A 16,314-nucleotide genomic window follows, 5' to 3' on the forward strand; every position below is an offset into this window, starting at 1 on the left:
AAAACCAGGCCTCTTGGGAGAAGAAGCGGAACGGAGCGCTCGGCGAGGAGGCGCTCCCTAGGGGTGGTGATGGCCGCGCAGGCCGGCGCTGCGGCCGTGGTGGGTGAGGCCTTCGGCCTCCGCCAGCTTCTCGACCCAGGGGGACATGGCGGCCGCGTCGGCGGCGGAGAGCCGCAGCAGGCTCTGGCGCTTGAGGAAGGTGGCCACGCCCAGGGGGCTGGTGTGGCGGGCGCTGCGGCCCGTGGGCAGCACGTGGTTGGGCCCGGCGCCGTAGTCGCCGAAGGCCTCGGCGCTGGCGCTGCCGATGAACACGGCTCCGGCGGTGGTCAGCGAGGGCAGCCACACTTCCGGGTCGCGGACGCAGAGCTCCAGGTGCTCCGGCGCCCAGGCCTGTGCCAGGGCGATGGCCAGGCCGCGCTCGGCGCAGACCAGCCGCCCGTGCGTTCCCAGGCTCTGCTCAAGGATGACGCGGCGGGGCGAAGCGGCCACTCGGGTCTGAAGTTCGGCCTCCACCGCTTTGAGCAGGGCGCGGTCGGCACTCACCAGAACGGCTGCGGCGTCGGGGTCGTGCTCGGCCTGGGCCATGAGATCCTCGGCGAGCCAGGCGGGATCGGCGCTGCTGTCCGCGATCACCAGCAGCTCCGTGGGGCCCGCCAGGGCATCAATGCCGCAGGTGCCGATGAGCTGGCGCTTGGCTTCGGCCACGAAGCGGTTGCCGGGGCCGGCGATCAGGTCCACGGCGGGTTCCCCGAAGGCCAGCCAACCAAGGGCCTGGGCACCACCGAAGGGGTAGAGCTCCGTGAGGCCCAGTTCTGCGGCGCAAGCCAGCACGAGCGGATCCACGCCCCAGGCGCCGGGCAAGGTGGGTTGTGCCTTGGGCGGCGTCACACCGACGATGCGGCTGACCCCGGCCACCTGGGCGGGGATGACGGTCATCGCCAGGGTGGAGGGGTAGAACGCGCGGCCGCCGGGGATGTAGACGCCGGCCGTCCTGAGCGGGCACCAGCGCTCCCCCACCGTGCCGCCTTCAGGCAGCGGGAGCTCAAGGTCGCGCAGGCAGCCTCGCTGACCCTCGGCGAAGCGCCGGACATGCCCGATCATCTCCCGGAGGGCCGCCATGAGATCGGGCCGTTCCTGCTCCAGCCGCAGGCGGGCCGACTCCAGGACCACGGTGGGAATCCGCAGCGCGGCGGGATCCAGGTCCACGCCATCCAGGCGCCGGGTCCAGGCAAGGACGGCGTCGAGGCCCTCCCGGCGAACCTCCGCCAGGATGCCCGTGACGGACCTCCGCGTGTCCTCCTCCGTCTCTCCGCTACGCGCCAGGGTGGCGATCCACCCGGGCACCGCTGCCCGGTCGGTCAGGTCACTGGAAGAGATGAAGCAACACCTGTGCACCTCATGGGTGAAGAACAAAGCGTGGCATCTGGGGAACGAATGTGCAAGCCGGAACCATGCGAGGCAGATTCTTTCCAGTGACGGATCATTGCGGCCACCCATCTTCAGCGCCTAGCATCGAGGGGTATGGCGCGCCGGGCGCCACTGCGCGGGGCCATGCCACCATGACCAACCTGGACGACCAGATCAAGGAGACCCTGGTCTTCATAGCGCAGCGGGGCTGGGCAGGTTCGCAGTTGGCCTTCTTCCCCGCACTGGCGAAGTTCCTCGGTGAGAAGCTGGAAGTGGAGTACGCCCTGATCGACGAGCTCCTTCCGGACCAGAGGCGAGCCCGTACACTGGGGCTCTATGCCGCAGGTGAGATCCTTCCGGACCTGGAGTACGACCTACGGGGGACGCCCTGCGAGAACGTCATGGGCAAGACCCTGTGCTGCTATCCCAGCAACATCCGGCAGCTGTTTCCCGAGGATCTGCTGCTGCGGGACATGGCCGCGGAATGCTATCTCGGAATCCCACTGTGGGATTCACGAGGGGAGCCGATCGGCCTGATCGCGGTGATGGGCCGGGGACCTCTCGTCGACCGTGATCTGGCCGAATCCCTCCTGCAGCTGGTGGCCGTGCATTGTGCCCACGAACTGGAGCTCAAGCGGGCAGAGGAGGCTGAGCGGCGGGTCCGGGCAGAACTGCTGCGGCACCAGAAGCTCGAATCCGTCGGCAGCCTCGCCAGCGGCGTGGCCCACGACATGAACAACGTGCTGGCCGCCATCTTGGGGCTGGCCACGGTTCTCAGGAACCGCCTGGAGGGCGACGCTGCTTCGGTCCGGGACCTCGACCTCTTGCTGAAAGCCGTCCTTCGGGGGCGGACTCTGGTGAAGGGCCTCACGGATTTCGCCCGCGACGGTCTGAAGGACGCCATCCCGGTGGACTTGAACCAGATCCTGCGGCAGGAGGCGGAGTTGATGTCCCGTGCCGCTCCCAACCGGGTGGAGCTGGTGCTGGCCCTGGATGAGTCTGCGCCAGAGGCGCTGGGGGAACCATCCTCCCTTGCCAATGTGGTAATGAACCTGTGTGTAAATGCCATGGACGCCATGCCGACCGGTGGCCGCCTGACCCTCCGATCACGGAACCTGGATGACGCCGGGGTGGAGGTGTCGGTGGAGGACACGGGCCATGGCATGAGCCCGGAGATCATGGCCAAGGCCCTGGATCCCTACTTCACCACCAAGCCCCTCGGGAAGGGCACGGGGCTCGGGCTCTCCATCGTCTATGGCGTGATGAAGGCCCATGGCGGCACCTGCGAGCTCAGGAGCGAACCGGGCCGCGGCACGACCGCAGTGCTCCACTTCCCACCCTTGGCACGGGCCCCCCGCAAGCCAGCAGAGCCGACCTCGCACCGGGCTCCTGCCGTGAGATCCCTGGGGATCCTCCTCGTGGACGATGAGGAGCTGATCCGCGAATCGACCTCGGCCCTTTTCGAACATGGGGGGCACCGGGTCGAGCTGGCCGCCACTGGGCGCGAGGGTCTGGATCTGCTGCGCGGTGGGCTGGAGGTCGACCTGGTGGTCCTCGACCAGAACATGCCGGGGATGACTGGCGTTGAAACCCTGAAAGAGCTCCGACGGACCCATCCGACCTTGCCGGTGCTCCTCTCCACCGGCCGAGTGGACCACCTGCTGGAAGTCGCCCTGTCTTCGTACCCGGGAGTCTGGCTCCTGAGGAAACCCTTTGATTTCGCCGAACTGAAGGCAGCCCTCAAGACCGCCTGCCCCTGACACCCCAGAAGGTTCAGGCAGGCTGCGCCGCGGCGGTGAGCCCTGCGGGTTGGAAGAAGAAGCGCACACTGGCGGGCTCGGCTTCCTCGGTCCACTCCCAGCAGCTGGGGGTCGCGAGGATGGCCTGGGCCAAAGCGACGTGCAGGGCATGGCCGGCGGCGTGGGCCTCCACGAGGCCCAGCAGGGGCGCGCCGAGCAGCGCCAGGTCGCCCACCAGGTCCAGCATCTTGTGGCGGACGGCTTCGTCCTCGTAGCGCAGGGACTCGTTCAGGGGGCCGTCGGCGCCGAAGACCACGGCGTTGTCGAGGCTGCCGCCCAGGGCCAGGCCGCGGGCGCGCATCAAGTCGATCTCCTGGGCCAGGCAGAACGTGCGAGCGGCGCCCAGTTCCCGGCGGTACTTGTCGGGGGTGAGGCTCAGCTCGCGGCTCTGGCGGCCCAGGGCGGGGATGGGGAAGTCGATGACGTAGCGGAGGCGGAGGCCATCGTAGGGGAGCGCGCGGATCCAGCGGTCGCCGTTCCGGACTTCGATGGGCTGGGTGATCTTCATGAAGCGGCGGCGGCCTTCCAGGCCCTTCACGCCCGCCTGCAGGATGGCCTCCACCCAGGGGGCGGCGCTGCCATCAAGAATGGGAAGCTCCTCGGCGTCCACCTCGATGCGGAGGTGCTCCACTTCCAGGCCCATGAGCGCCGACAGCAGGTGCTCGATGGTCTGGAGGCGCACGCCATCCTTCACCAGGGTGGTGGCCAGCACCAGGTCACCCGCCAGATCCGCCTTGGCGGGGATCGCGGTGCCGGTGGGCGTGTGGACGAACAGAATCCCCGAAGGTTCGGCCACGGGCACCAGGCGCACCGAGCAGGGCCGGTTGCCATGCAGGCCATGGCCCGAGAGGGTGATCTCGCGGCTCAGGGTCTGGGGTGTGGTGCTGCGGGGCATGGTTCGTCCTCGCAGGCAGACAAGCCATTTCTGTGCCGTTATACTAGTCAAATCATTTCATGATTTGGCTTGTTATGAAAAAGGGATGGATGTGGGTCCATCCACCACACACCGTGGTCAGCCTGGCCGGGTGCGCTCCCAGTCCTCGGGGGTGGTGAGCTTCAGGTTGGAGCTGGGGCTGGGGATCAGCTTCACCGCCAGGCCCAGTCGCTCGAGGAGGGCGACGTCATCCGTGGCGTTGAAGCCCGAGGCGTCGGCGGCGCGGAAGGCGTTGAGCCAGGTGCCCAGGCGCGCGATCTGGGGGGTCTGGGCCCGAAAGAAAGCCTCCCGGGGTTCGGTGCCGAGCACCCGACCGTTCTCGTCCACCCGCTTGAGGGTGTCGGTGGAAGGTTCGCCGAGCAGGACGCCGTCGAACTGGTTCAGCGCGTCCAGGGCCTCCCACAACGGAGCCGCCGGAGGGAAGGGCCGGACGGCGTCGTGGATCATGACCGGGGCGAGGGGCTGGTCGGGCAGGGCCCGGAGGGCGGCCCACACGGAGGCCTGCCGGGTGTCGCCACCCGGCACCACCCAGCAGGGCACGCTGAAGGACCAGGAGCGGGTCTCCTCCAGGTGGCTTTCAGGCACGGCCAAGGCGATACCTGCAAGGTGGGGCATGCCGGGGGCCAGGAAGGCTTCCACGGTGGCCTGGAGCAGGGGGCGGCCGCCCCAATCGCGGAACTGCTTGGGCAGGCCGCCGCCCATGCGCAGGCCCCGCCCCCCGGCCGGGATGATCAAGTAGGGGTGCAGGTGATCAGGCGTGGCGAGCGCGCTTGGTCCGGGCGCCACGTGGGGGGCCCCGGGGGGGACATCGCGAGCGGAGCGAGCAGGCGGTTCCCCCAGGACCATGTCAGCGCTGACGGGTGATGAAGGGTTCGACACCGCGGTCCTTCATGAGCTTGGCGAGTCGTTCGGCCGCCTGCTCGGCGTCCTGGCGACTGGTGTAGCTGCCCACCCGGACCCGCTTCACGGCCAAGCCGCCGCGGGTGGTGGCGCTCTGGAGCGTCACGACACCGAAGGTGTTTTCAAGTTCACGCGTAAGTGACTCGATATTCTTGGGATCCGAAAGAGCTGCCACCTGGACCACGAAGGGGTCCGCATGGTCGACGGCCGGATCCAGCGCCGTGGGAAGGCCCATGGCATCCACGGACCGCAGGCGGATGCGGGCGGTCCCACGGCCCAGGAACCCCAGGTCCTTGGCGCCCTGCTTGGAGAGGTCCAATACCCTTCCCTTGATGAAGGGGCCGCGATCGTTCACCCGGAAGACCGCACGCTTTCGGTTCTCCAGGTTCTCGACTTCCACGAAGCTGCCCAGGGGAAGGGTGCGGTGGGCGCAGGTGTACTGCTCCGGATCGAATATTTCCCCGCTGGCCGTCTGCCGGCCAGCGAATCCATCGTCATCCCCGCCATACCAGCTGGCCACACCCTCCTCCACGTAGGCCTGGCCATCCGCAGGCCGGGCGCCATCGCGGGAACCGGCGGAGGGGGAGGCGTAGGTCGCCGGGGGACGGGTGCAGTGGAGGGTGAAGCTGAGGGCGACCAGGGTGGCCACCCGAGGGGTGCTCCAGCGCATGACTCTGAGAAACCCGCCTTTGCCTGGGTCCACCGGCGTCGGAGGGTCGAAGGCGATGTGGATCTCGTGGATCCAGAGCGCACAGGCCTTGCTCCAATTGGTGGGATGGAAGGGTGACAGCATCGGGCTCCACAAACAAAGATCAACAGGTCACGTTTAATGGACCAGTTCGTATACATATAAAGTATGGCGAAGCCTAGCCCTTTTGTAAAGGACTGTAAATTGGAATAGGAATATGTGCAACGAAACCGCTGCTTATGCCTATTGCCGGCTGGGGATCTGGTCCACCCTGAACGGCTTGGGACGGTTCCCTTCGGCCAGGAAGGGGGGCGGAAGCCGCCGAGCGGCCGCCAGAGCTGCGGACTCCGATTCATAGGTGCCGAGGAAGATCTGATGGCAGGTGCGTCCGTTCCGCATGGTCATGGGCAGGAGGAAGAGGTCCGGATTCTGACTCCTCAGGAGACTGGCTGCGCGCTGGATCGTATCGCCCTGGCACGCGATTTCCAGGCGCAGGGACCACTTGCCATGGCTGGCGGCGCACAGGGCCAAGCCCTGGCTGTGGGCCAGCTTCCAGTTGCCCGCCTGGATGGCCTTCAGGCGATCAGTCTGGGAGGAAACCGAGGGCTTGGGTGCGGCCTTCGGCTGGGCCGGGGGAATCACCTGGGCCGCCCGGGCTGGTTCGGAAACCGGTTTCGCGTCGGAGTTCGGGGCGGGTTGGGCCTCAGGCTTAGGCTCTGATTTCACCTCGACCCCCGGGGCGGCCTCGGAGATGGGCTGTTCCGGTTTCGGTGCCGGCGCGGGAGGGTTCAGCGGGGAAGGCTTGGCCAGTTTTGGAAGAATGATAGGGTTCCGTTGGTACCACCGCAGACCGCCCCACAGACCCGCGACCAGCAGAAGAATCCCGAACAGGTAGAGGGGGCGTCGGGAGGTCTTCCTGGTTTCAAGTGATTCGAAATCAGGAGGTTCCGTGCTGCCCGCGGCGGTCTGATGGATGGGCAGGGAGCGTTCCTGCGAGAGCGGCGGCTGGAGGCCACCCTGGCCGGCCTCCTCCCATTTGTCCTCTGGGCCCAGCTGGTCCAGGGCTTCGGAGAGGTGCTCCAGGTTCGTGGTGGGGACCTGGCTGGCTTCGATGGCCTGGATCAGGGAGGGGATGGCCGGAGAAGGCGGCGGAACCGGCAATGCCGCGGGGGGCGGCACAGGCGCGATCAGGATGGGTTCCGATTCCGGGGCCCGGGGAGCTTCGGGGGACGACGGGGCCATCTGCAGGCGGGCCCACCCCATCTCCCTCAGGTACAGCGCGAAGGCCCCCAGGCGGAAGGGCTCGACCCCGGCCTCGCGGCTCAAGTCCAGGAGGGTTCGCTGGCCGCCCAGGAGGCCGGGGAGGCGGACCAGGTCGGGGGGGAGGTTGAGCTCGGGAAGGCGCGGAACCTCCAGGGCCACCATCTGGTCCAGCGGGCCCAGTTCCGCCAGCAGGGGCTCGCGATCCTGGAGGTTCAGCACGCCCGCCAGCAGCATGGCGGGGGTATCGAAGGGGAGACGGACCGTGGAGGCATCGAGAGCCTTGGCCTCGAAGGCCGGACGTTCCAGGGTTTCCGCCATGACCGCCCAGACCACCCGCTCGACCTGGGCCCGGGCCACGTCCAGCAGATCCCGTTGGGTGATGAACCCCATTTCAATGAGGTTCCGCCCGATGGACATGGTCGGATTGAGGTTCGCCATGGCGTAGTCGAGCTGGACCTGGGTGAGCTTGCCGCGTTCCACCAGCAGGTGGGTCAGGCGGTCCTGGGGGTGGCTGCTGGCGGCGAACACCACGTTCCCGGCTTCAAAATAGACGATCCGGTTGGGTTCCTGGCCCAGGCGCCAGAGGCCGGTGGCTCCTGTCCGATGCCGGGCGAAGAGGTCCTTGAGGGCTGGAAGGCTCATGAGATCATCCAGCGCTCGAGCTTGAGCTTGCCCACCTTCACCAGGATTGACTGGCCGGACCGCAGCGCCAGCCGCAGGGCTGGATCCCCTGCCTTCTGGCCGTCCAGGCTGACGGCGCCCTGGCCGATGAGGCGCTCGGCCTCCTTGCGGCTGGCGGCCAGGCCGCGGTCCACCAGCAGGCGGCTGAGGGGGACCTCGCCATCCGTGGGGGGCATGGCGACCTCGGGAGCCTCCTCCTGGCTGCGCTCGGAGAACCGGCGCACCCAGCGCTCCTCGGCTTCGCGGCCTGCGGCGGCGCCGTGGAAATCGGACACGATCTGGCGGGCCAGCGCCTTCTTGGCGTCCATGGGATGGCCCTGGCGGAGGACCTCGATTTCGGCGGGGAGTTTGTCCGTGAGCAGCAGGTACCAGTCCCACATGAGGGCGTCGCTGGCGCTCATGGCCTTGCCGAACTGCGTGTCCGGGTCCTCCATGAAGCCGATGTAGTTGCCGAGGGACTTCGACATCTTCTCCACGCCGTCCAGGCCCAGCAGCAGGGGGACCGTGAGCACCACCTGGGGCTTCTGGCCCGACGCCTCCTGGAGGATGCGGCCCTGCATGAGGTTGAAGAGCTGATCATTGCCGCCCAGTTCGACATCCGCCTGGAGGGCCACGGAATCGTAGGCCTGGGTGAGGGGGTAGAGCAGCTCGTGAAGCGAGATGGGCTCGCGGGCCTCCATGCGCTTGGCGAAATCATTGCGTTCCAGCATCTGCGCCACGGTGAACCGCGAGGCCAGGCGGATCCACTGCTCGCCGTGCAGGGGGCCAAGCCACTCGCTGTTGAAGCGCACCTTGGTTTTTTCGGGATCGAGGATCTTGAAGACCTGGGCCTTGTAGGTCTCCGCGTTGGCCAGCACCTCCTCGCGGGACAGGGGCGGACGCGTGGCCTTCTTGCCGGTGGGGTCGCCGATGAGGCCGGTGAAGTCCCCGATGAGGAATGTCACTTCGTGGCCCAGCTTCTGGAACTGGGCCATCTTGCGGATGAGCACGCCGTGTCCCAGGTGCAGGTCGGGCGCTGTGGGATCGAAGCCCGCCTTGATCCGCAGGGGCCGCCCCTCCTTCAGTTTTGCTTCCAGCTGTTCCACCTTGTGGCACGTCACGGTGCCCTTCATGAGCAGGGCGAGGGCGTCAGATACGGATCCGAAAGCGGCGGTCATGCTTGAATCTTGGCGGAAAACCCGCAGATCCTCAATCCAGATCAGTCAGCGGACATCGAGCTCAGCGACCAGGCGCGGACCCCGGTCGCCCGCCTTCCGAGCGCGCTCGAAGGTGACGTAGACGGACCGGCCTCCCTTGGGACTCCACCCCACCTTGACCTGGCTCCCGAAGGTGTGGTTGATCTGCAGGCCGCCATGCTCCATGAGGTCAAAGGTCAGCTCGGCTGGGGCCGGGAGGATCTCCTTGTGCCACCTGGAAGAGGCATCCAGGAATTCGGACTCGGTGGGCCAGGTCTTCGATAGTCCAGGATTGGCACGGTACAAGGCCTGGCAGCCTTCTGGTGTCCGGAGCTGCTCCACCACGGCGCGAAAGTCCTCCCAGTCGGGACGAAGCCGGTCTGCCACGGCGCTCATGGCCCTCTGTTTGAAGCCTTCGGGATCCTTCTTGGCCTTGTTGGCCACATAGGCGACGCCGCCCACGCAGGTCACGAGGGCCACCAGGAAGGCGATGCCGCAGCCCATGGCGACCTTCGCCCAGAGGGGCAGGCCCGGCTTGAGGGGGACGCCGTGTCCGCCGTTGTCCCAGGAGGAATCTGCCATATGGGGCTCCTAGAGCAGGTTGCTCGCCAATTCTGCCAGCTTGCTGCGCTCACCCTTCATCAGGGTGACGTGGCCGGATACATCGAGATGCTTGAAGTGGTCCGCGAGGAAGCTGAGGCCGTTGGTGCTGGAATCCACGTAGGGATTGTCGATCTGGTACGGGTCGCCCGTGAAGATCACCTTGGTGCCTTCCCCGGCGCGTGTGAGGATCGTCTTCACTTCGTGCGGTGTGAGGTTCTGGGCCTCGTCGACCACGAGGTACTGCTTGGGGATGCTGCGGCCCCGGATGTAGGTGAGAGGCTCGACGCTGAGGTAGCCCGCCTCCTCCAACTGGCCGGCGGTCATGGTGCTGCGGCGCCGGGCCTCGGTGTTGGCGGCCACGATGAATTCGAGGTTGTCGTAGATGGGCTGCATGTAGGGTCGCAGCTTCTCGCCCACGTCCCCGGGCAGGTAGCCCAGGTCGCGTCCCATGGGCATGACGGGGCGGCTGACCAGGATCTTGTCGTAGGCCTCGTCATCCACCACCTGCTGCAGGCCTGCGGCGATGGCCAGCAGGGTCTTGCCGGTGCCGGCCTTGCCCACCAGGGTGACCACCTGGACCGTGGGATCCAGCAGGAGCTCCATGGCGAACTGCTGCTCGCGGTTGCGGGGCTTGATCCCCCAGGGATAGGCCTCGATGCGGCGCATGGGCCGGAGAAGGGCCTCGCCGGCCATGAAGCGGGCCAGCGCCGTGTGGCTGGGGTTGGAGCGGTCCATCAAGGTGACGAACTGGTTGGGCTGGAGGTGCAGCTCGGGGTCGGGCGGGAGGCCGCCGTCGTAGAGGAGGTCCACCTGGGCCGGATCCACCTCCCAGCTTTTGTGGCCTGAGTAGAGCTCATCCATCTCCACCCGGTCCGTGGTGTAGTCCTCGGCCAGGATGCCGATGGCGTCGGCCTTGATGCGGAGGTTGGTGTCCTTGGTGACAAGGACCACCTTCTCCTTGGACGTGCCGAGAAGCTGTTTGGCGCAGGCCAGGATCTGGTTGTCGGCCTTGTGCTTGTCCTCGCGGAGGATACCGAGATCCAGGGGGTGGCTCTCCACATCCACCTTCAGGGATCCGCCATCGCCCAAGGCCACGCCGCGGCTGAGGCTGCCGCTGGCCCTGAGCTTGTCCAGCATGCGGGAGATCGTCCGCGCGTTCCGGCCGATCTCGGTCTGGTCTTTCTTGAAATGGTCGATCTCTTCGATGACGACGATGGGCAGCACCACATCGTGTTCCTGGAAGTGGAGGATCGAGTTCGGATCGTGCAGGAGGACGTTCGTATCCAGGACGAAGACTTTCTTGCTGGATGGTGGGACCAAAGAGACCTCCAGGGCTGGCCGGAGCCTACCACCAAGCGGCCGGCCATGCACGGCTGGGAATGGGCCTTTCGTTGGTGGGACAATGTCAGCCCGTTTGGAGACCACCGCATGAGGATCCTCCCCATGGCTCTTGCCATCACCACCGCCCTGTCCGCCCAGACCCCCCTGACTTATCCGCCCACACGGAAAGGCGACGTCGTGGATGATTTCTTCGGCACCAAGGTGGCCGATCCCTACCGCTGGCTGGAGGACGACAACAGCGCCGAGACCAAGGCCTGGGTGGAGGCCCAGAACAAGGTCACCTTCGCCTACCTCGCCCAGATTCCCCAGCGGGCGACGATCCGGGAGCGCATGACCCGCCTCTGGGACTTCGAGAAGTTCAGCGCCCCCTTCAAGCGCGGCGGTCGCTATTTCTACTCCTACAACACCGGCCTCCAGAACCAGTCGGTCCTGTACGTGACGGAGGACCCCAAGGCGAAGGGAAGGGTGCTCCTTGATCCCAACACCCTGAGCAAGGACGGCACCGTGGCCCTCAGCGGCGCGAGCTTCACCGAGGATGGGGGCCTCATGGCCTATTCCGTCTCCGTGGCCGGCTCGGACTGGCAGACCTGGAAGGTGCGGGACGTGGCCACCGGGAAGGATCTCTCCGACGAGATCCGCTGGTCCAAGGCCAGCGGCGCCTCCTGGCTGAAGGATGGCACCGGCTTCTTCTACAGCCGCTACGAGGCCCCGAAGGAAGGCGGAGCGCTCACGGGCGTGAACAACAACCACCTGCTGTACTTCCACAAGCTCGGCACCCCCCAGTCCGAGGACGCGCTCATCTACCAGCGCCCGGATCAGCCCGAGTGGTACCTCGGCGGCACCGTCACGGACGACGGCCGCTGGCTCGTCATCACCGGGAACAAGGGCACCAACCCCGAGACCAGCGTGTTCCTCAAGGACCTCACGAAGCCCGGCAGCCCCGTGGAGCCATTCCTGGACCGCATGGACGCCTCCTATGGCGTGGTCGACAACGAGGGTGACCGCTTCTTCGTCGTCACCAACCAGGGGGCGCCCCGCAACCGGCTGGTGGCCATCCGGAAGGGCCAGACTGAGCCCGCGAACTGGACCGAGATCATTCCCCAGGCCAAGGGCCGGGATGTCCTGGAATCTGTCTCCCTCGTGGGGAACCGCTTCATCGCCACCTGGATGCGCGATGCCCATTCCGCCGTGGAGTTCTATGACATGAAGGGGAAGAAGGCCGGCGCGCTGGCCCTGCCCACCCTGGGAACGGTCACCGGCTTCAGCGGGAGGCGGCAGGACACCGAAACCTTCTACACCTTCGGCAGCTTCGCCTACCCCGGTACCATCTACCGCCTGGACCTGAAGACCGCCAGGAGCACCGTCTTCCGAGCGCCGAAGGTGGCCTTCAAGCCCGCGGACTACGAGGTGGAGCAGGTCTTCTACCCCAGCAAGGACGGCACGAAGATCCCCATGTTCCTGGTGCACAAGAAGGGGATCAAGCTCGACGGCCAGAACCCGACCCTGCTGTACGGCTACGGCGGCTTCAACGTGTCGCTGACGCCTGCCTTCTCCGTCTCGCGGATGGTCTGGCTGGGGATGGGCGGGGTCTACGCCATGCCGAACCTCCGCGGTGGTGGCGAGTACGGCCTCGAGTGGTACGACGCAGGCCGCAAAGACAAGAAGCAGAACGTCTTCGATGACTTCATCGCCGCCGCCGAGTGGCTCATCGCCCACAAGATCACCTCCACACCGAAGCTGGCCATCAACGGCGGCAGCAACGGCGGCCTGCTGGTGGGCGCCTGCCTCACCCAGCGCCCGGACCTCTTCGGTGCCGCGGTGCCGGAGGTGGGCGTGATGGACATGCTGCGCTTCCACAAGTTCACCCTGGGCTGGGGCTGGAAGAGCGACTACGGCAGCAGCGAGACGAAGGAGGGCTTCGAGACCCTCATGAAATACTCGCCCCTGCACACCATCAAGCCCGGCACGAAGTACCCGCCGACGCTCATCACCACGGGCGATCACGACGACCGCGTGGTGCCCGCCCACAGCCATAAGTTCACGGCCACGCTCCAGGCGGCCCAGGCAGGACCCGCGCCCATCCTCACCCGCATCGAGACCAGCGCAGGACATGGCGCAGGCAAGCCCACGGCCAAGGTCATCGAAGAGCGGGCCGATGTGCTGGCCTTCTTGGTGAAGAACCTGGGCATGAAGACCCCCTGATCCGCGATTTTCGATGCGTTTCCTGCAGAAAACATAGTGATGCGAGGTATGCTGGGAGCCTCCCCATGTTTCCGGAGGTTCCCAGATGACCTGCATCCGATCCCGCGCGTGCGCGCTGGCCCTGGCGGCGACTGCCCTCATGGCCCAGGCGCCGCTGAGCTATCCCGCCTCCCGCAAGGCGGACGTGGTGGACGACTACTTCGGCACCAAGGTGGCCGACCCCTATCGCTGGCTGGAGGATGATCACTCCGCCGAGACCGCGGCCTGGGTTGCGGCCCAGAACCAGGTGACCCAGGCCTATCTGGCGCAGATCCCCGAGCGCAAGGCCATCGAGGCCCGGATGACCCGCCTCTGGAACTACGAGAAGTACGGTGCGCCCAGCAAGCACGGGAAGTACTACGTCTACTCCTACAACTCCGGCCTCCAGAACCAGGCCGTGGTCTACCTCACGGAGCGGCTGGAGGAGAAGGGCCGCGTGCTCTTCGATCCCAATGCCCTGAGCCAGGACGGCACCGTGGCCTTGGGTGGGCTGCGCTTCAGCGAGGACGGCGCCTTCGTGGCCTACAGCCTGTCCAAGGGCGGCTCCGACGTGAGCACCTGGAAGGTTCGCACCGTGGCCACGGGCGCGGATCTTCCGGATGCCTTCCCGGCCGGGCGCATGGCTGTCAACGACTGGGCCAAGGACGGCAGCGGGTTCTACTACACCGATTATCCCAAAGTGGCGGCCGGCAAGGCCCTGACCGCCGTCTACAAGAACCAGAAGCTGTTCTTCCACAAGCTGGGCGATCCCGCCGGGAAGGACGCGGTGGTCTACGAGCGTCCCGATCAGCCGGACTGGGGCTTCGGCGCGCAGGTCACCGACGACGGCCACTGGCTCGTCATCTTCCAGCGCCAGGGCACTGAGCGGAAGAACCGCGTCTTCCTGAAAGACCTCCGCAAGGCCGGCAGTCCCGTCGTGCCGCTCTTCGACAAGTACGACGGATCCTATTCCATCCTTGGCAATGACGGCGACACGTTCTACGTGCACACCGACGCCGGCGCGCCGCGCCATCGCATCGTGGCCGTGGAATTGAGGGACCCGAGCCCGAAGGCCTGGCGAACCATCGTCCCTGAAGGGAAGGGTCGGGACGTCCTGGCGGGAGCTGATCTGTTCGGCGATACCCTGGCCATCACCTGGAAGGTGGATGCCCTCAACGTGGTGAAGCTCTATGACCTGAAGGGCCGGTTTCTCAAGGAGATCAAGCCGGAGGGGCTCGGCAACCTCAGCGGCTTCAACGGCCGCCGCCAGGACACCGAGACCTTCTACACCTTCACTTCCTACAACCAGCCGCCCACGCTCTACCGCTACGACCTGAAGACCGGCAAGAGCACGGTGTTCCGCCAGCCCAAGGTGGACATCAAGCCCGCCGAGTACGAGGTGAAGGAAGTCTTCTATCCCAGCAAGGACGGAACGAAAGTGCCGATGTTCCTCGCCTACAAGAAGGGGCTGAAGCTGGATGGCACCAACCCCACGCTCCTCTACGCCTACGGCGGCTTCAACATCGCCCAGTCCCCCGGCTACTCGCCCATTTCACAGGTCTGGATGGAGATGGGCGGCGTCTACGCCGTGGCCTGCCTCCGGGGTGGCAGCGAGTACGGCAAGGAATGGTGGGAAGCCGGCAAGCGGGAGAAGAAGCAGAACGTCTTCGACGACTTCATCGCCGCCGCCGAGTGGCTCATCTCGCAGAAGTACACCAGCACCCCCCGGCTCGCCATCCAGGGCGGTTCCAACGGCGGCCTGCTGGTGGGCGCCTGCATGACGCAGCGCCCGGATCTCTTCGGCGCCGCCCTGCCCGCCGTTGGCGTCATGGACATGCTGCGGTACCACACCTTCACCATCGGGTGGATGTGGAAGAGCGACTACATGTCCAGCGACACGCCGGAGGGTTTCGCCAACCTCATCAAGTACTCGCCACTCCACAACCTGAAGCCCGGCGTGAAGTACCCCCCGACGCTGGTGACCACAGGCGACCACGACGACCGCGTGGTGCCCGCCCACAGCCACAAGTTCATCGCCACCCTCCAGGCCGATCAGGCTGGCCCCGCCCCGGTCCTCACCCGCATCGAGACCAACGCGGGCCATGGCGCTGGCAAGCCCACCCGCAAGCTCATCGCCGAGCGCGCCGATCTGTGGGCCTTCCTCGTCAAGAACCTCCACATGAAGCTGCCCTCCGGCTTCCTCCAGTAGTTGATTCCAGCGGCCTCCCAGGGCAAACTGGGAGGCCAGCGCCAACTTAGCTCAGCTGGTAGAGCAGCTGATTCGTAATCAGCAGGTCGCAGGTTCGAATCCTGTAGTTGGCTCCAGAGAAAAGGGCCCCCCGCACGCGGGGGGCCCTTTTCTCTGGAGTAATCCCTTCGGGATTCGAACCTGCCCCCGCGACGCATGCCTCGCGAGGATCTGAGGTCCAGTGGGACCGCCCGAGGCGCGACTGGATGTCGCGCCGCAGAAGGCCGGCGCCCGGCGTAGCCGGGTGCGGTTCGAATCCCGCTGGAGTAGGTCAGCGCCCCCCCCCCTCAAATCCGAAGCGGGACCTGCACCCGGCAAAGCCAGGCGCCGGTTCGAACCCCGCTGAGTGGGTCGGCCTCCTGCTGCAGACCGACTTGGCCGACGGGCAGGCAATTCCCGTGTGATGGAAGCGATTTAGGGCGGACCCTACCTTCTTGCCGTATATTTCTAGCCGGGAGGGGACCCGAAGATGAATCGACGGATCAGTCAGAGCCCCTTGAATTACGATCGCGAAGCCGGAACCGAGCGACGTGCCCTGCGCTCTCGAGACGACCGCCGTCGGCACAGCCCCGCGCTCCGGATCTTCTTCATCCCCCTGGGCCTGCTGGTGCAGAAGCTGCGCACTCGCACCCTGGTTGTCTTCTGAACGGCGGGTCCTAGGACTTCACGACCCCGTCGACGTACACCCAGCGGCCGTTCTCCCGGGCGAAGGTGCTGGTTTCGATGTGGAGGGTGCGGCGTCCGTTGGCCTGGAGGCTGGCGTGGAAGGTGACCACGCCGGTGTCGTCGCCCTTGGCGCCCTTCTCCCTGCTGATGATCTTGAGCCCCACGCAGCTCACGGACTTGCAGTACTGCAGCAGCTCGTCGCGGTTCTCCTCGTCCCGCTTGGCCTCGGGTCGGGTGGCGATGAGGTAGTCCACCTTGCCAAGGGCGTAGGCGGAAAAGCGGGAGCGCATCAGGGCCTCCGCCGTCTCCGGCGCGGCCGTGCCCGCATGGAAGGGGCCGCAGCAGCGGTCATAGGGCTTTTTGGACGTGCAGGGGCAGGGACGGGACAT

13 protein-coding genes and 1 tRNA gene are annotated in these 16,314 nt (G+C 66.5%); 5 read left to right on the plus strand and 9 right to left on the minus strand.

Translation table 11 applies throughout. The annotated features are described in order from the left end of the window. Nucleotides 1–57: 57 nt before the first annotated feature. Nucleotides 58–1,344, minus strand: a complete 1,287-nt coding sequence (gene hisD, locus MLJ35_RS04285) for a histidinol dehydrogenase (RefSeq protein WP_243383179.1) — start codon at nt 1,342–1,344, stop codon at nt 58–60. Between the two features lie 215 nt (nt 1,345–1,559). Here hisD and MLJ35_RS04290 point away from each other — a divergent pair, with 215 nt between their 5' ends. Then, nucleotides 1,560–3,167, plus strand: a complete 1,608-nt coding sequence (locus tag MLJ35_RS04290) for a hybrid sensor histidine kinase/response regulator (protein ID WP_243383180.1) — start codon at nt 1,560–1,562, stop codon at nt 3,165–3,167. Between the two features lie 13 nt (nt 3,168–3,180). Here MLJ35_RS04290 and lpxC read toward each other — a convergent pair whose 3' ends face one another. The 7 genes from lpxC to MLJ35_RS04325 all read right to left on the minus strand — a co-directional run bounded on the left by lpxC (nt 3,181) and on the right by MLJ35_RS04325 (nt 10,770). After that, entirely contained in the window at nt 3,181–4,101 is a 921-nt protein-coding gene (gene lpxC, locus MLJ35_RS04295) for a UDP-3-O-acyl-N-acetylglucosamine deacetylase (protein WP_243383181.1), read from the minus strand. 117 nt (nt 4,102–4,218) lie between these two features. Beyond that, entirely contained in the window at nt 4,219–4,926 is a 708-nt protein-coding gene (locus MLJ35_RS04300; RefSeq protein ID WP_243383182.1) for an IspD/TarI family cytidylyltransferase, read from the minus strand. A 61-nt stretch (nt 4,927–4,987) separates the two neighbouring features. Continuing rightward, nucleotides 4,988–5,833, minus strand: a complete 846-nt coding sequence (locus MLJ35_RS04305; protein ID WP_243383183.1) for an SPOR domain-containing protein — start codon at nt 5,831–5,833, stop codon at nt 4,988–4,990. A 138-nt stretch (nt 5,834–5,971) separates the two neighbouring features. Further along, nucleotides 5,972–7,633: a DUF4388 domain-containing protein gene (locus MLJ35_RS04310; protein WP_243383184.1), complete on the minus strand. Its 1,662-nt coding sequence runs from the start codon at nt 7,631–7,633 to the stop codon at nt 5,972–5,974. Further along, the gene (gene tyrS, locus MLJ35_RS04315; RefSeq protein WP_243383185.1) at nt 7,630–8,829 is read right to left on the minus strand and encodes a tyrosine--tRNA ligase; all 1,200 of its coding nucleotides are present in this window, start codon (nt 8,827–8,829) and stop codon (nt 7,630–7,632) included. Before tyrS ends, MLJ35_RS04310 begins: the two co-directional genes overlap by 4 nt. A gap of 45 nt (nt 8,830–8,874) precedes the next feature. Further along, the gene (locus tag MLJ35_RS04320; protein WP_243383186.1) at nt 8,875–9,429 is read right to left on the minus strand and encodes a hypothetical protein; all 555 of its coding nucleotides are present in this window, start codon (nt 9,427–9,429) and stop codon (nt 8,875–8,877) included. Between the two features lie 9 nt (nt 9,430–9,438). After that, nucleotides 9,439–10,770: a PhoH family protein gene (locus tag MLJ35_RS04325; RefSeq protein WP_243320966.1), complete on the minus strand. Its 1,332-nt coding sequence runs from the start codon at nt 10,768–10,770 to the stop codon at nt 9,439–9,441. A 123-nt stretch (nt 10,771–10,893) separates the two neighbouring features. Here MLJ35_RS04325 and MLJ35_RS04330 point away from each other — a divergent pair, with 123 nt between their 5' ends. The 4 genes from MLJ35_RS04330 (at nt 10,894) to MLJ35_RS04345 (ending at nt 15,905) form a co-directional block, all read left to right on the plus strand. Then, nucleotides 10,894–12,993, plus strand: coding sequence for a prolyl oligopeptidase family serine peptidase (locus MLJ35_RS04330; protein ID WP_243383187.1), 2,100 nt, complete (start codon nt 10,894–10,896; stop codon nt 12,991–12,993). Nucleotides 12,994–13,078: 85 nt separating this feature from the next. Further along, nucleotides 13,079–15,220, plus strand: coding sequence for a prolyl oligopeptidase family serine peptidase (locus MLJ35_RS04335; RefSeq protein ID WP_243383188.1), 2,142 nt, complete (start codon nt 13,079–13,081; stop codon nt 15,218–15,220). Between the two features lie 40 nt (nt 15,221–15,260). Next, nucleotides 15,261–15,336: transfer RNA gene (locus MLJ35_RS04340), tRNA-Thr, on the plus strand. 392 nt (nt 15,337–15,728) lie between these two features. Continuing rightward, on the plus strand, nt 15,729–15,905 hold the full coding sequence (locus tag MLJ35_RS04345; protein ID WP_243383189.1) for a hypothetical protein: 177 nt from the start codon (nt 15,729–15,731) through the stop codon (nt 15,903–15,905). A gap of 10 nt (nt 15,906–15,915) precedes the next feature. Here MLJ35_RS04345 and MLJ35_RS04350 read toward each other — a convergent pair whose 3' ends face one another. Further along, nucleotides 15,916–16,314: a YchJ family protein gene (locus tag MLJ35_RS04350; RefSeq protein WP_243383190.1), complete on the minus strand. Its 399-nt coding sequence runs from the start codon at nt 16,312–16,314 to the stop codon at nt 15,916–15,918.

The organism is Geothrix alkalitolerans, assembly GCF_022808885.1.
Classification (GTDB): Bacteria; Acidobacteriota; Holophagae; order Holophagales; family Holophagaceae; genus Geothrix; species Geothrix alkalitolerans.

Excerpts from the sequence above, each read along its gene's own strand:
- MLJ35_RS04345 (WP_243383189.1), top strand. The coding sequence starts at position 15,729 with ATGAATCGACGGATCAGTCAGAGCCCCTTGAATTACGATCGCGAAGCC.
- MLJ35_RS04310 (WP_243383184.1), bottom strand. The coding sequence starts at position 7,633 with ATGAGCCTTCCAGCCCTCAAGGACCTCTTCGCCCGGCATCGGACAGGA.
- tyrS (WP_243383185.1), bottom strand. The coding sequence starts at position 8,829 with ATGACCGCCGCTTTCGGATCCGTATCTGACGCCCTCGCCCTGCTCATG.
- MLJ35_RS04330 (WP_243383187.1), top strand. The coding sequence starts at position 10,894 with ATGGCTCTTGCCATCACCACCGCCCTGTCCGCCCAGACCCCCCTGACT.
- MLJ35_RS04320 (WP_243383186.1), bottom strand. The coding sequence starts at position 9,429 with ATGGCAGATTCCTCCTGGGACAACGGCGGACACGGCGTCCCCCTCAAG.
- MLJ35_RS04350 (WP_243383190.1), bottom strand. The coding sequence starts at position 16,314 with ATGTCCCGTCCCTGCCCCTGCACGTCCAAAAAGCCCTATGACCGCTGC.
- MLJ35_RS04335 (WP_243383188.1), top strand. The coding sequence starts at position 13,079 with ATGACCTGCATCCGATCCCGCGCGTGCGCGCTGGCCCTGGCGGCGACT.
- MLJ35_RS04305 (WP_243383183.1), bottom strand. The coding sequence starts at position 5,833 with ATGCTGTCACCCTTCCATCCCACCAATTGGAGCAAGGCCTGTGCGCTC.
- lpxC (WP_243383181.1), bottom strand. The coding sequence starts at position 4,101 with ATGCCCCGCAGCACCACACCCCAGACCCTGAGCCGCGAGATCACCCTC.
- MLJ35_RS04290 (WP_243383180.1), top strand. The coding sequence starts at position 1,560 with ATGACCAACCTGGACGACCAGATCAAGGAGACCCTGGTCTTCATAGCG.